At 69.9% G+C, this 13,886-nt stretch carries 16 protein-coding genes; 6 read left to right on the top strand and 10 right to left on the bottom strand.

Annotated features, from left to right (window positions below; genetic code table 11):
- Positions 1-152 precede the first annotated feature (152 nt).
- Entirely contained in the window at positions 153-1,874 is a 1,722-nt protein-coding gene (gene leuA, locus OG542_RS27350) for a 2-isopropylmalate synthase (protein WP_261677594.1), read from the bottom strand.
- A 319-nt stretch (positions 1,875-2,193) separates the two neighbouring features.
- On the opposite strand from leuA, the gene OG542_RS27345 reads away from it, so the two are divergent.
- The 3 genes from OG542_RS27345 to OG542_RS27335 are packed head-to-tail and all read left to right on the top strand — an operon-like array spanning position 2,194 to position 4,923.
- Positions 2,194-3,255, top strand: a complete 1,062-nt coding sequence (locus OG542_RS27345; protein WP_328414118.1) for a M4 family metallopeptidase — start codon at positions 2,194-2,196, stop codon at positions 3,253-3,255.
- Positions 3,256-3,275: 20 nt separating this feature from the next.
- Complete coding sequence (locus OG542_RS27340) at positions 3,276-3,542, top strand: protealysin inhibitor emfourin (protein ID WP_184592473.1); 267 nt, start codon at positions 3,276-3,278, stop codon at positions 3,540-3,542.
- 58 nt (positions 3,543-3,600) lie between these two features.
- Positions 3,601-4,923: a GH1 family beta-glucosidase gene (locus OG542_RS27335; protein ID WP_328414114.1), complete on the top strand. Its 1,323-nt coding sequence runs from the start codon at positions 3,601-3,603 to the stop codon at positions 4,921-4,923.
- Here OG542_RS27335 and OG542_RS27330 read toward each other — a convergent pair.
- From OG542_RS27330 to OG542_RS27320, 3 genes are read right to left on the bottom strand one after another with little or no spacing between them, the layout of a single operon-like run.
- Positions 4,913-5,725, bottom strand: a complete 813-nt coding sequence (locus OG542_RS27330; RefSeq protein WP_311125618.1) for an SAM-dependent methyltransferase — start codon at positions 5,723-5,725, stop codon at positions 4,913-4,915. The two genes, OG542_RS27335 and OG542_RS27330, sit on opposite strands and share 11 nt — an antisense overlap.
- 47 nt (positions 5,726-5,772) lie before the next feature.
- Positions 5,773-6,024: a DUF397 domain-containing protein gene (locus OG542_RS27325; RefSeq protein WP_189723446.1), complete on the bottom strand. Its 252-nt coding sequence runs from the start codon at positions 6,022-6,024 to the stop codon at positions 5,773-5,775.
- Positions 6,021-6,893 (bottom strand): helix-turn-helix domain-containing protein, encoded by an 873-nt coding sequence (locus tag OG542_RS27320; protein WP_328414111.1) that lies wholly within the window; start codon positions 6,891-6,893, stop codon positions 6,021-6,023. Before OG542_RS27320 ends, OG542_RS27325 begins: the two co-directional genes overlap by 4 nt.
- 238 nt (positions 6,894-7,131) lie before the next feature.
- Between OG542_RS27320 and OG542_RS27315 the strand changes: the two genes are divergently transcribed.
- Complete coding sequence (locus OG542_RS27315; protein WP_328414109.1) at positions 7,132-7,578, top strand: ATP-binding protein; 447 nt, start codon at positions 7,132-7,134, stop codon at positions 7,576-7,578.
- A gap of 202 nt (positions 7,579-7,780) precedes the next feature.
- Here OG542_RS27315 and era read toward each other — a convergent pair whose 3' ends face one another.
- Positions 7,781-8,734, bottom strand: coding sequence for a GTPase Era (gene era, locus OG542_RS27310; protein ID WP_328414107.1), 954 nt, complete (start codon positions 8,732-8,734; stop codon positions 7,781-7,783).
- Between the two features lie 180 nt (positions 8,735-8,914).
- On the opposite strand from era, the gene OG542_RS27305 reads away from it, so the two are divergent.
- Both OG542_RS27305 and OG542_RS27300 read left to right on the top strand, forming a co-directional pair.
- The gene (locus OG542_RS27305) at positions 8,915-10,225 is read left to right on the top strand and encodes an ammonium transporter (RefSeq protein ID WP_328414105.1); all 1,311 of its coding nucleotides are present in this window, start codon (positions 8,915-8,917) and stop codon (positions 10,223-10,225) included.
- Positions 10,222-10,560: a P-II family nitrogen regulator gene (locus OG542_RS27300; RefSeq protein ID WP_114252339.1), complete on the top strand. Its 339-nt coding sequence runs from the start codon at positions 10,222-10,224 to the stop codon at positions 10,558-10,560. Before OG542_RS27305 ends, OG542_RS27300 begins: the two co-directional genes overlap by 4 nt.
- A 24-nt stretch (positions 10,561-10,584) precedes the next feature.
- Here OG542_RS27300 and OG542_RS27295 read toward each other — a convergent pair whose 3' ends face one another.
- The 5 genes from OG542_RS27295 to ybeY form a co-directional block, all read right to left on the bottom strand.
- The gene (locus tag OG542_RS27295) at positions 10,585-11,061 is read right to left on the bottom strand and encodes a hypothetical protein (protein ID WP_328414104.1); all 477 of its coding nucleotides are present in this window, start codon (positions 11,059-11,061) and stop codon (positions 10,585-10,587) included.
- 281 nt (positions 11,062-11,342) lie between these two features.
- On the bottom strand, positions 11,343-11,696 hold the full coding sequence (locus OG542_RS27290; protein ID WP_328414103.1) for a cytidine deaminase: 354 nt from the start codon (positions 11,694-11,696) through the stop codon (positions 11,343-11,345).
- Between the two features lie 20 nt (positions 11,697-11,716).
- Positions 11,717-12,076: an MmcQ/YjbR family DNA-binding protein gene (locus tag OG542_RS27285; protein ID WP_328414101.1), complete on the bottom strand. Its 360-nt coding sequence runs from the start codon at positions 12,074-12,076 to the stop codon at positions 11,717-11,719.
- Positions 12,073-13,377 (bottom strand): hemolysin family protein, encoded by a 1,305-nt coding sequence (locus OG542_RS27280; RefSeq protein WP_328414100.1) that lies wholly within the window; start codon positions 13,375-13,377, stop codon positions 12,073-12,075. The genes OG542_RS27285 and OG542_RS27280 overlap by 4 nt, the downstream gene beginning before the upstream one ends.
- Positions 13,378-13,388: 11 nt before the next feature.
- Positions 13,389-13,886 carry an rRNA maturation RNase YbeY gene (gene ybeY, locus OG542_RS27275; RefSeq protein WP_193477990.1) on the bottom strand — a complete coding sequence of 166 codons (498 nt, stop codon included), beginning with the start codon at positions 13,884-13,886 and terminating at the stop codon, positions 13,389-13,391.

Below are 13,886 nucleotides of genomic sequence, written 5' to 3'. Positions count from 1 at the left end.
CGCGCTTGCGTGATGTTAGCCACATCCATGAGGAGGAGTCAGCACCCCGGAGGAGACCTTTCCGTGACCCTCACAGGGATTGGCCGGTATGTGACGGGGCTCCACCCGCCGGACAACGGCGGGCAGAGCCCCACAATCCCCGTTACGACTGGTCAGCGCGTCGCGCGGTTGACGGCCGAGACGACCGCCTTCAGCGAGGCGCGCGTTGTGTTCGCGTCGATTCCGATCCCCCACAGGATCTTGTCGTCGATGGCGCATTCGATGTAGGAGGCGGCCTGCGCGGAGGCACCCTCGCTCATCGTGTGCTCCTGGTAGTCCAGCAGGCGTACGTCGATGCCGACGGACTGCAGGGCGTCGAAGAAGGCCGAGATCGGGCCGTTGCCCGAGCCGGTCAGCACGGTGTCCTGGCCGTCGACCGTGGCCTCCACCTTCAGCGTGTCCACGCCGTCGGTGTCGGTGGTCGACTGGTTGTTCTTGACCTGGATCCGGCCCCACGGGTTCTCGGGGTTGGGCAGGTACTCGTCCTCGAAGGCCCCCCAGATGGCCTTCGGCGTGACCTCGCCGCCCTCGGCGTCCGTCTTGGCCTGGATGAGCTTGGAGAACTCGATCTGCATCCGGCGCGGCAGTTCCAGCTTGTGGTCGTTCTTCAGGACGTAGGCGATACCGCCCTTGCCGGACTGCGAGTTGACGCGGATGACCGCCTCGTAGGAGCGGCCGACGTCCTTGGGGTCGATCGGCAGGTAGGGGACGGCCCACTCGATGTCGTCGACGGTGACGCCCTTGGCGGCGGCGTCGGCCTCCATGGCGTCGAAGCCCTTCTTGATGGCGTCCTGGTGGGAGCCGGAGAAGGACGTGTAGACCAGGTCGCCCACGTACGGGTGGCGCGGGTGGACCTCCATCTGGTTGCAGTACTCCCACGTACGACGGATCTCGTCGATGTCGGAGAAATCGATCTGCGGGTCGACGCCCTGGGAGAAGAGGTTCATGCCCAGGGTGACCAGGTCGACGTTGCCGGTGCGCTCGCCCTGTCCGAACAGGCAGCCCTCGACGCGGTCGGCGCCGGCCATCAGGGCCAGCTCGGCGGCGGCGACGGCCGTACCCCGGTCGTTGTGCGGGTGGATGGACAGGCAGACGTGCTCGCGGCGCGAGAGGTTGCGGCCCATCCACTCGAAGCGGTCGGCGTGGGTGGAGGGCGTGGAGCGCTCGACGGTCGCCGGCAGGTTGAGGATGATCTCGCGGCCCGGGCCGGGCTGCCAGACGTCCATGACCGCCTCGCAGACCTCCAGCGCGAAGTCCAGCTCGGTGTCCGTGAAGATCTCGGGCGAGTACTGGTAGCCGAACTCCGTCTCCGGGCCCAGCAGCTTCTCCGCGTACTCCATGACCAGCCGCGTGCCGTCGATCGCGATCTGCTTGATGTCGTCCTTGGAGCCGCGGAAGACGACCCGGCGGAAGACGGGGGCCGTGGCGTTGTACAGGTGGACCGTGGCGCGCTTGGCGCCCTTCAGGGACTCCACGGTCCGCTCGATCAGGTCCTCGCGGGCCTGGGTCAGTACGGAGATGGTGACGTCGTCGGGGATGGCCCCGGGCTCCTCGATGATGGAGCGTACGAAGTCGAAGTCGGTCTGGCCGGAGGCCGGGAAGCCGACCTCGATCTCCTTGTAGCCCATCGTGACCAGCAGGTCGAACATGGCGCGCTTGCGGGCCGGCGACATGGGGTCGATCAGGGCCTGGTTGCCGTCGCGCAGGTCGGTGGAGAGCCAGCGGGGGGCGGTGGTGATCCGGTTGGCCGGCCAGGTGCGGTCCGGGATGTCGACCTGCTCGTAGCGGCCGTACTTGTGGATCGGCATGGAACTGGGCTGCTGGCGGTTCGCCATGATGCGGGGGCTCCTCAGGATGTCCGGAAGGACGGCCGACGACGCAGCACCAAGCTCCGCGGGGAGGGAGTCGGCCTCGACTACAGGCCCTCGCCGCGGCAGCTAAGGAGAAGCAGCCCGAAACGCATGATGCGCAGCATGCTAGCCGAGGCCCTTCAGGTGCGCGGGTCCGTATCAGTATGCGGGACCGGGCGAACATACGGGACAAAAAGTGCGCCATACCACTTCGCCACGAAGAGTGAGGGCGCTTGTCCCCGTATTTCACCAATCATGGTGGCGACTAGTGACAGTCTCGTCACGCAGTGCAAGTGTGCCGGTCATGACGACGCACGGGGGCTTCGAGCCCGTCTTCTGCACCATCGTTCCGCCCCATGTCCTCGACAAGCTCTCCCAGGCCGAGGACCCTGCGCTGGCCGGCCCGGCCCGCCGCACCCTCCAGCGTGACGCCTTCGAGCGCACCCAGCGCCGCCTCACCACGGTCCTCGGCGCGACCGCCGTCGCCTCGGTCGCCGACGGCAGGCCGCAGCGCACGATCCACGACGCCCGGCACGGCACCGACCTGCCCGGACACAAGGTCCGCGGCGAGGGCGACAAGCCCGGCAAGGACGCCACGGTCAACCGCGCCTACGCCGGCCTCGGCGCCACCTTCGAGCTGCTCCTCACGGCGTACCAGCGCGACTCGATCGACGGAAACGGCCTGCCGCTGGACGCGACGGTGCACTACGACCGCGACTACAACAACGCCTTCTGGAACGGCGAGCAGATGGTCTTCGGGGACGGCGACGGGGAGATCTTCCTCGACTTCACCATCCCGATCGACGTCATCGGCCACGAGCTCGTCCACGGCGTCACGCAGTACACCGCGAACCTCACCTACTTCGGCCAGCCCGGCGCGCTGAACGAGTCCGTGTCGGACGTCTTCGGCGCGCTGATCAAGCAGTACACGCTCGGCCAGACCGCCGCCGAGGCCGACTGGCTGATCGGCGCGGGCCTGCTCGCCCCGCGGGTGACGGGCGTGGCGCTGCGCTCCATGAAGGAGCCGGGCACGGCGTACGACGACGACGTCCTCGGCAAGGACCCGCAGCCCGCGACCATGGACGACTTCGTCCGCACCGGCCGCGACAACGGCGGTGTCCACATCAACTCGGGCATCCCGAACCACGCCTTCTACCTGGCTGCCACGGCCCTCGGCGGTCACGCCTGGGAGCGCGCGGGACAGGTCTGGTACGACGTGCTGACCGGCGGCGAGCTGAAGGAGAAGGCGATGTTCACCGACTTCGCCACGCTCACCGTCAAGGCCGCGCGGGAGCGCTTCGGCGACGGGGAGGAACTGGACGCCGTGTCGAAGGCCTGGGAGCAGGTCGGGGTGCGGACCCTGTAGTTCCGTACTAGACAGGTGCCATGCGGATTCAGGTGAGGCGCACAGGCGGGTTCGCCGGTATCGAGCGGCATGCCGAGGTGGACACCTCGGGCCGCCCCGATGCCGCCGAGTGGCACGCCCTGGCCGAGCAGGCCGTGGCCGCCGGCCGGGGCACTCCGCCGATCGGGGTGCCGGACGGCTTCAGCTACCAGATCACGGTGGACGGCAAGACGGTCTACTGCTCGGATCCCCGGCTGACGGACGAGCAGCGCAAGCTGATCTCGCGGGTCCTGAAGGAGGGGGCTTAACAGGTCCCGGGCGGCGGCCTGTTGACTTGAGTTACCGCCGGTACGGATGATCCAGCGCATGGCGACTGACGCAGGCAACCCGATCCCCCGCTTCCCGGCCGGCTTCCTCTGGGGCGTGTCGACCTCGGCGCACCAGATCGAGGGCGCGGCGGACGCACGCGAGCCGTCCGTGTGGGACGCCTTCACGGCCGAACCGGGACGGGTGAAGGACGGCTCGACGGCGGCGGTGGCCTGCGACCACTACCACCGCCACCCCGAGGACGTGGCGCTGCTGGCGGAGCTGGGCGTGAACGCGTACCGCTTCTCGGTCTCCTGGCCGCGGGTGCGCTCCGAGAAGGGCCTGGACTTCTACGACCGGCTGGTGGACGACCTGTGCGCGGCGGGCGTCCGCCCGGTGCCGACCCTGTTCCACTGGGACCTGCCGGCGGACCTGGACTGGCTGGAGAGGGACACGGCCGCTCGCTTCGCCGAGTACGTGTCGCTGGTCGCCGACCGCCTGGGTGACCGGGTGACCAAGTGGATCACCCTGAACGAGCCCGCCGAGCACACCCTGCTGGGCCATGCCCTGGGCGTGCACGCACCGGGCAGGAAGCTGCTGTTCGACGCGCTGCCGGTCGCGCATCACCAGCTGCTGGCCCACGGCCTCGCCGTACGGGCCCTGCGCGCCTCGGGTGCCACGGACATCGGCGTCGCCAACTCGCACGGCCCGACCTGGGCGGCGTCGACCGAGGCGGCGGACGTGGAGGCGGCCGAGTTCTACGACCTGCTGCTGAACCGCCTCTTCGCGGACCCGCTGCTGCTGGGCCGGTACCCGGATGGCATCGGCGAGCTGATGCCCGGGGACGTCGAGGCCGACCTGAAGGTGATCGCCGAGCCCCTCGACTGGTACGGCGTCAACTACTACGCGCCGACCCGGGTGGGCGCCCCGCAGGGCACGGAGATCGAGTTCGGCGGCGTCTCCATGCCCGCCGAACTGCCCTTCTCCGTCCGGGAAATCGAAGGCCACCCGGTCACGGACTTCGGCTGGCCGGTCGTACCCGAGGGCCTCACCGAACTGCTCACCGGCTTCCGCGAGCGCTACGGCGACCGGCTCCCGCCCGTCGTCATCACCGAGAACGGCTGCTCGTACCCGGGCGTCGACGACCAGGAGCGCGTCACCTACCTGGACGGCCACGTCCGGGCCCTGCACCGGGCGCTGGAGGCGGGCGTCGACGTGCGCGGCTACTTCGTCTGGTCCCTGCTCGACAACTTCGAGTGGGCGGAGGGCTACGCACGCCGCTTCGGCCTGGTCCATGTGGACTTCGAGACCCAGGAGCGGACCCCGAAGTCGTCGTACCGCTGGTACCGGGAGCTGCTGAAGGCCCAGGACGCTACGGCTTGATGCCCACGCCGGTCCACAGGCTGACCTCGGCGTCCGTCGGGGCGTCGCCGTCGGAGGGGTCCGGGCGCCAGCGGTGGCCCACGGTGACGCCCGGCTCCAGCAGGTCCAGGCCGTCGAAGAAGCGGGCGACGTCCTCCCGGGAGCGGAACCGCACCGGGGTCCCGGCCGTGGTGTAGATGTCGGTGACCTTCTGCCAGGTGGGGGCGTCGAAGTCGGGCGTGCAGTGGCTCAGCGCCAGGGCGCTGCCCGAGGGCAGGACGTCCAGCAGGCGGCGCACGATGCCGTAGGGGTCCTGGGCGTCGGTGACGAAGTGCATGAGGGCGTTGAGGGACAGCGCGACGGGGCGGCTCAGGTCCAGGACCTCGGCCAGCGCGGGCGCGTTCAGCAGCGTCTGGGGGTCGTTGACATCCGCCTCTATGTACGTCGTACGGCCCTCGGCCGAGCTGCGCATCAGGCGCTCGGCGTACTTGAGGACGAGGGGGTCGTTGTCGGCGTAGACCACCCGGGCGTCGGGGACCACGGACTGGGCCACCTGGTGCAGGTTGGGCTCGGTGGGAATGCCGGTCCCGATGTCCAGCCACTGGCGGATGCCGTGCTCGCGCGCGAGGACCCGGGTGGCCCGGTGCATGAAGGACCGGTTCTCCCGCGCGCACACGAAAATGGCGGGGTAGGCCTCGGCGACCCGCTCGGCGGCCTGCTTGTCGACCTCGAAGTGGTCCTTGCCGCCGAGGTAGTAGTCGTACATGCGGGCGGAGTGGGGCCTGCTGGTGTCTATATCCCGCGCGGCCTGCGACTGGGTCATGCTGTGCCTCTCGGTGGGGGGTGGTGGTGCGAGATGCGACCAGGTCTTCAGTGCGCCGTCAGATGGTCGGCGAGGCCCTGCTTGACCCCCGCGACGAACGCGGTGATCTCCTCGGGCGTGTAGATCAGCGCGGGACCGGCCGGATCCGTGGACTGCCGGACCGCCACGCGGCCGTCGGCGAGCTGTTTGGCCTCCACGCACTGCCCCCCGTTCGGACCGCTCCAGGGCCGTTCCCAGCCCTGCTCCCCCAGGTCCGACGCGGGCATCCCGTTGTAGACGGTGCCCTCGGCGATGGTCATGAGTACTCCTTCCGCATGCGGTTCAACAGCGCTTTGCTGTCCGCGGACGAGGTCTTCAGAGACAGCCGGTTGTGCGCCTCCAGGTGGGCCACCACGTCGGCACGCTGGTCGAGGTAGACGGAGGCGGACAGGATCTCGCTGTAGACGATGTCGGGCAGCTCCCGCTCCTCGAACCGGAAGTAGGTGAAGGGTGCGCACGCCCCGACGTGGGCACCCGCGGCGAACGGCACGACGTCGACGCTGACGTGCTCCAGCTCGGACGCCTCCAGGAGCCGGTCGATCTGCTCCCGCATCACCTCGGGGCCGCCCACCACGCGGTGCAGTACGGCCTCCTCCATCACCACCCAGAGCGTGGGCGCGTCCTCCTTGGTGAGCAGGGCCTGGCGGCGCAGCCGCAGCTCCACGCGCCGCTGGAGGTCCTCCTCGTTGTCGTTCGGGAAGCCCCCGCCCAGCACGGCACCCGCGTACCCGGGTGTCTGGAGCAGGCCGGTGACGTACTGCGGCTCATAGGTGCGCAGCGTTCTCGCGCCGCTCTCCAGACTCACGTAGGCGGTGAACCAGGACGGCATCACATCGCGGTACGGGTGCCACCAGCCGGGCTCGTTGGCCCGCTCGGCCAGGGTGACGAACTCGTCGATCTCCTGCCGACCGGCGCCGTAGGTCTCCAGCAGCTTCTCGACGTAGAGGATCCTCAGGCCGACCTCGGCCTTTTCCAGGCGGCGGATGGTCAGCGGGGTCACGCGCAGGGTCTTGGCCGCGTCGTCGAGGGACAGGCCCGCGCTCTGCCGCGCTTCCTGGAGCCGACGGCCGAGGATCATGCGGAGAACGGTGGGTGCGCCGGCGCCGGTGCCTGATCGCGCGTCGTTCACGCCGTACCTCCTGAGGGGTCGTCACCGGCGCGAGGTCGGCACGGACTTGATCGTTCTGCCGGACATCCAAGCGGGGCGATGCGTTCCGTTTGAAATTATCAGGGAGATGGTTGCAGCGTGAACTGCTCTGCGAGCATAGTTACTTGTGTGACCAGGGTGCCGGAACCCCCCACTCCCCTTTTCCGGCCGGTCCGTTGTCCGCCTCGCCCCTTCCCACCCCCCACGGAAGGCGACTGCCGTGTCCCCCCACACGACATCCACCCCCCGGTTCCTGGACGCGGTGCGCCCGGGCCGCACCCACTGGCTGGAACTGCCGGCGCACCGGACCAGCGTCAGAAGCGCCCGTCATGCCATGCGCGCGCGGCTGGACTCGTGGCAGGTGCCCGACGAGGCGTGCGCGAACGCCGTCCTGCTCGTGTCCGAGCTGGTGACCAACGCCGTGCTGCACACGCTCAGTGAGCGGATCCTGTGCGGCGTCGGGCTGATGCGGGACGAGCGCTTCCGTCTCGAGGTGCACGACGGCGACCTCTCGGGCCGCGGCATCCCCGACCGCCGCCCCGGCCTCGACGACGAGAACGGCCGCGGCCTGCTGCTCGTCCGGGAGATAGCGGAGAGCTGGGGCATCACCCGCTCGACCCTCACGGGCGGCAACGCCGTGTGGGCGAGCCTGGCGACGCCGTTATAACGCGCCCCACGCGCTCCTGAACCTCAGAACCCCAGCTTGCGCAGCTGCCTCGGATCCCGCTGCCAGTCCTTCGCGACCTTCACGTGCAGGTCGAGGCTGCATCGATATGCGGCTAGCGCCGCGCGGCCGGAGTCCCCAGCAGTCCACCTCACGGCGCGCGATACCGAACCCCTGCACGCGCAAACGCGACAGCTACCGCTCCTCAGAACCCCAGCTTGCGCAGCTGCCTCGGATCCCGCTGCCAGTCCTTCGCGACCTTCACGTGCAGGTCGAGGAAGACCGGCGTGCCCAGCAGGGCCTCGATCTGCTTGCGGGACTTGATGCCGACGTCCTTCAGGCGCTTGCCCTTGGGGCCGATGATGATGCCCTTCTGGCTGGGGCGCTCGATATAGACGAAGGCGTGGATGTCGAGGAGGGGCTTGTCGGCGGGGCGGTCCTCGCGGGGCAGCATCTCCTCGACGACCACGGCGATGGAGTGCGGCAGCTCGTCGCGGACACCCTCCAGCGCGGCCTCCCGGATCAGCTCCGCGATCATGACCTGCTCGGGCTCGTCGGTCAGGTCGCCCTCGGGGTAGAGCGCCGGACCCTCCGGCAGGAGGGGGACGATCAGGTCGGCCAGCAGGCTCACCTGCTTGTCTCCGACCGCCGACACCGGGACGATCTCCGCCCACTCGAAGCCGAGCTCCTTGCCGAGCTGGTCGATCGCGATGAGCTGCTCGGCGAGCGTCTTGCCGTCCACCAGGTCGGTCTTCGTGACGATCGCGATCTTCGGCGTCTTCTTGATGGACGCCAGTTCCTTCGCGATGAAGCGGTCGCCGGGGCCGAGCTTCTCGTTCGCCGGCAGGCAGAAGCCGATCACGTCCACCTCGGCCCACGTCGTGCGCACGACGTCGTTCAGCCGCTCACCCAGCAGCGTGCGCGGCTTGTGCAGCCCCGGGGTGTCGACCAGGATCAACTGCGCGTCCGGGCGGTGCACGATGCCCCGCACGGTGTGCCGCGTCGTCTGCGGCTGGTTCGCCGTGATCGCCACCTTCTGGCCGACCAGAGCATTCGTGAGGGTGGACTTGCCCGCGTTGGGACGGCCCACGAAGCAGGCGAAGCCAGCCCTGTGGACAGCTTCGGCCGGCTCTTCGGATGACTGGGTACGAACGCTCATGGCGCCATTCTCCCTGATCCACAGAGCCCCGCCGCACAGGCGCCCGAACACCGGCCGGCGCGTGAGCTCCCGGAAACCCTCACGCAACGAAACGTCACGGAAACACACCCGTACGCAACCGGAAACGGGGGCCGGTGAACCTCTGACGAGCCCCCGGAGCCCCACCCCGTTGGAGACACCGTGTCCTTGGCCGCCGCAAGCGCCGACACCGGCGACACCGCCTGGCTGCTCGCCGCCACCGCCCTCGTCCTGTTGATGACTCCCGGCCTGGCTCTCTTCTACGGCGGCATGGTCCGCACGAAGAGCGTGCTCAACATGCTGATGATGAGCTTCGTGTCGATCGCCCTGGTGACGGTGGTGTGGCTGGCGGCCGGGTTCTCCCTCACCTTCGGCGAGGACGCCGCGGGCGGACTCATCGGCGGGCTCGAGCACATCGGGATGAGCGGCCTCGGCCCGGACAGCGTCCAGGGGACCGTCCCCACCCTCCTCTTCGCCACCTTCCAGCTCACCTTCGCGATCATCACGGCCGCCCTGGTCAGCGGCGCGGTCGCCGACCGGGCGAAGTTCGGGGCCTGGCTGGTCTTCGTGCCGGTGTGGGCGCTGCTCGTATACGTTCCGGTCGCGCACTGGGTGTGGGGCCCGGGTGGCTGGATCCTGGAGAAGCTCGGCGCCCTCGACTTCGCCGGCGGCCTGCCCGTCGAGATCGTCTCCGGCGCCTCGGGACTCGCGTTGTGCCTGGTCCTGGGCCCGCGCATGGGCTTCAAGAAGGACTCCATGCGCCCGCACAACCTGCCCATGGTGATGCTGGGCGCCGGTCTGCTCTGGTTCGGCTGGTTCGGCTTCAACGCCGGGTCCGCCCTCGGCGCCAACGGCCTCGCGGCCGCCGCGTTCCTCAACACCCTCGCCGCGGGCTGCACCGGGCTGCTCGGCTGGCTCTTCGTCGAGCAGAAGCGCGACGGCCACCCCACGACCCTGGGCGCCGCGTCCGGCGCGGTCGCCGGCCTGGTCGCGATCACACCGTCCTGCGGCTCGGTCTCCCTGCTCGGCGCCCTGGTCGTCGGCCTCACCGCCGGTGCCGTCTGCTCCTACGCCGTGAGCTGGAAGTTCAAGCTGAACTACGACGACTCCCTGGACGTCGTCGGCGTCCACCTGGTCGGCGGCGTCATCGGCACGCTCCTCATCGGCGTCTTCGCCGTCGAGTCGATGACCGGCGGCGCCGAGGGCCTCCTCTACGGCGGCGGCCTCGCCCAGCTCGGCAGGCAGCTGCTGGCCGTGGTCGTGGTGGCGGTGTACGCGTTCGCCGTGACGTACGGCATCGGCAAGCTGATCGACGTCACCATGGGCTTCCGCGCGAGCGAGGAGCAGGAGCAGACCGGCCTGGACCTTACGGTGCACGCCGAGACGGCCTACGATCACGGGGTCCTGGGCCACGGCGCCCCGGTCTCCTCCTCCGTCGTCCCCCACGCCCAGAAGGTCATCCCCCAGGCATGAAGCTCATCACCGCGATCGTCAAGCCGTACCGCCTCGACGAGGTCAAGAACGCCCTGCAGGAACTCGGCGTGCACGGCCTGACCGTGAGCGAGGCCAGCGGCTACGGCCGGCAGCGCGGCCACACCGAGGTGTACCGCGGCGCCGAGTACCAGGTCGACCTGGTACCGAAGGTCCGTATCGAGGTCGTCGTCGAGGACGCTGACGCCGAGGCCGTCATCGACGCGGTCGTGAGGGCCGCGCACACCGGCAAGATCGGCGACGGGAAGGTGTGGGCGCTGCCGGTCGACACCGTGGTGCGGGTGCGGACGGGCGAGCGCGGCCCCGACGCGCTCTGACACCGGGGCCGCGTCGCTTCGGTCTCAGTCGAACACGAACGGCCCCGGCGACTGCGGCCCGGCCGCCGTGCAGGTGATGGTGATGCCGAAGACGGTCATCTTCAGCGAGCCGCCGAAGGCCTCCAGGCTGTCGCCGGAGGCCACGGTGCCGCTGAGGGGGCCGACCTCGACGGGGGCACCGGCGGCCATCGCCGGGTTCTCCGTACCGGTGAAGTCGACGGTGCCGCCGCCGGCCTTCACCAGGGTGAGCGTGGACGCGATCGAGTCCTCTCCGAGCGCGATCGGCGCGGTGATCGCCGAGGACTTCACGGTGACGGTGGCGGCGGTGCCGTTCTGCGTGGCCGTGAGCGTGGCCTCGCCACTGCCGAAGGTGCCGCAGTCCGCGCTGATCGTCGCCGCCTGGGGGGTGACGGCGAGAGCGGTGGGGGCGAAGGCGAGCCCGCTGACCGCGAGGGCCCCGGCCGCCAGTGCCGCACCTGCTCCGATTCGCTTGCATCTCATGGAATTCCGGCTCCGTTTCCGTGGGGGGATGGACCGCTCGGCACCTGGATGCGGACACACTGCCGAGAGTCGAACCTGACGGTCCGTCGGAACTGACGGTTCCATTGATGCGTGGGGGGCAGGCGGCGGCAAGGTTGAAATCTGGCCTAATTACCGCCGGTTACAGCGAAGTTCGGCCAGCGCCGACGGCGGACGGGGCTGGTCTGCACCAACCAGCCCGTCCGGTTCGAGGGCGAGGCCGTTCTGGCCGACGGGGGTCTGGGGGCGCAGCCCCCAGGTCCTCAGCCCGCGGAGACCGTCAGCCGGACAACCCCGTCGAACCCCGCCACCAGCACCGGCGTCCCCGCTCCACCGAGATCCCGTACCGCCGCCCGGTCCTCCGCGGACGCGGTCTCCGCCTCGGTCACGACCGCCGCCGCCTCCAGGGACGTCGCCCCCGAGGCCACCGCCATCGCCACCGCCGTCTGAAGGGCACTGAGCTTCAGCGAGTCGAGGGCCACGGTCCCCGCGACATACGTACGTCCGGTCTCGTCCCGTACGGCCGCCCCCTCGGGCACGCCGTTGCGGGCCCGCGCGGAACGGGCCAGGGTGACGATCTTGCGGTCCTCGGGGTCGAGCGCGCTGCTGTCGGTCATGATCCGAGCATACGTAAGCGTCACGGACGGTCGAGGCGCAGGCGGTCCGCCCGCGGCAGGCCCGCGACCACGAGGTCGTACGAGTCCTCGATGAGCTCCCGGACCAGCCGGTCCGGGAGTCCGCCGTCGGCCGTGACCGTGTTCCAGTGGCGCTTGTTCATGTGCCAGCCGGGGACGACGAGGCCCTCGTGCTCGCCGCGCAGCCGGATCGCGTCGTCCGGGTCGCACTTGAGGTTGACCTTCAGGGGACGCGCGTCCAGGTGCGAGAGGGCGAAGAGCTTTCCCCGCACCTTGAAGACCGAGATCTCCGGGCTGAAGGGGAAGTCCTCCACGGCCGCGTTGAAGGACAGGCAGAAGGCGCGCAGTTCCTGCGGGGTCATTCCGGCTTCTCCTCCTGAGCGGCGTCCGCCGGCTCCACCGGCTCCGCGAGCACCGTCACGATCTTGTTGCGGCGGCCGGCCGCGGCCTCCGCCGTCAGGCGCAGCTCCCGGCCGTCGGGCAGGCCGACCACGGACGACGCACCCGCGATGGGGACCCGGCCCAGGGCCTTGGCCAGCAGGCCGCCGACCGTCTCGACGTCCTCGTCGTCGAACGCCTCCAGGCCGTACAGCTCGCCCAGGTCGCCGATGTCGAGCCGGGCGGTGACCCGGAAGCGGTCCTTGCCGAGGTCCTCCACCGGCGGCAGCTCGCGGTCGTACTCGTCGGTGATCTCGCCGACGATCTCCTCGAGGATGTCCTCGATGGTGACGATGCCGGCCGTGCCGCCGTACTCGTCGACGGCGACGGCGACGTGGTTGCGCTGCTTCTGCATCTCGCGCAGCAGGTCGCCGGCGTTCTTGGTGTCGGGCACGAAGAACGCCGGGCGCATCGCCGTGGACACCTGCTCGGACTCGGCGTCACGGCTGATGTGCGTCTTGCGGACCAGGTCCTTCAGATACACGATCCCGACGATGTCGTCCTCGCTCTCGCCGGTCACCGGGATCCGGGAGAAGCCGGAGCGCAAGGCGAGGGTGAGGGCCTGGCGGATGGTCTTGAAACGCTCGATGACCACGAGGTCGGTGCGCGGGACCATGACCTCCCGCACGAGGGTGTCGCCCAGCTCGAAGACCGAGTGCACCATGCGGCGCTCCTCGTCCTCGATGAGGGACTCCTTCTCGGCGAGGTCGACGAGCGCACGCAGCTCCGCCTCGGAGGCGAAGGGACCGCGGCGGAAGCCCTTGCCGGGGGTGAGCGCGTTGCCGATGAGGATGAGCAGCGACGGGATGGGGCCCATGATCCTGGCCAGCGGCACCAGGACGTACGCCGAGAGCGTCGCCGTGTTCAGCGGGTGCTGGCGGCCGATGGTGCGCGGGGACACGCCGACGGCGACGTACGACACGAGGACCATGACCGCGATGGCGATCAGGAGGGCCTCGGTCGTGTTGTCGAACTCCATCAGGCAGCCGTAGGTGATCAGCGCGGCGGCGGCCATCTCGCAGGCGACGCGCACCAGCAGCGCCACGTTCAGATAGCGGGTCGGGTCGGCGGCGACCTGGGAGAGCTTGGCGCTGCCGCGCCTGCCGCCGCGTACGGCCTCCTCGGCGCGGAAGCTGGAGACCCGGGCGAGGCCCGCCTCCGCGCAGGCGGCGAGCCAGGCCACGACGACCAGGGCGACCGCGCCCAGGGCGAGTTGCGGATTCATCGGCGGTGACTCTACGAGACCGTCGGTGCCGGGGACGGGCCGGTCAGGCCCCGCTCCGAGCGCCAGCCGTCCACGATGGCCGCCTGAAGGCCGAACATCTCGGCCTTCTCGTCCGGTTCCTCGTGGTCATAGCCCAGCAGGTGCAGCACCCCGTGGACGGTGAGCAACTGGAGCTCCTCGTCCATGGAGTGCTGCGTGTCGGCCTCGGCGCCCTGCTTGGTGGCGACCTCGGGGCAGAGCACGATGTCGCCGAGCAGCCCCTGCGGCGGCTCCTCCTCGTCCTTGGACGGCGGGCGCAGCTCGTCCATCGGGAAGGACATGACATCCGTCGGGCCGGGGAGGTCCATCCACTGGATGTGGAGCTGCTCCATGGCGTCGGCGTCCACGACGATGACCGAGAGCTCGGAGAGCGGGTGGATGCGCATCCGCGCGAGCGCGTAGCGGGCGATGTCGAGGATCGCCTGCTCGTCGACCTCGGTACCGGACTCGTTGTTGACGTCGATCGACAT

Source organism: Streptomyces violaceus (assembly GCF_036014075.1).
Lineage (GTDB): Bacteria > Actinomycetota > Actinomycetes > Streptomycetales > Streptomycetaceae > Streptomyces > Streptomyces violaceus.
Note: the sequence above shows the minus strand (reverse complement) of the source record. Positions and strands in the feature narration are given on the sequence as shown.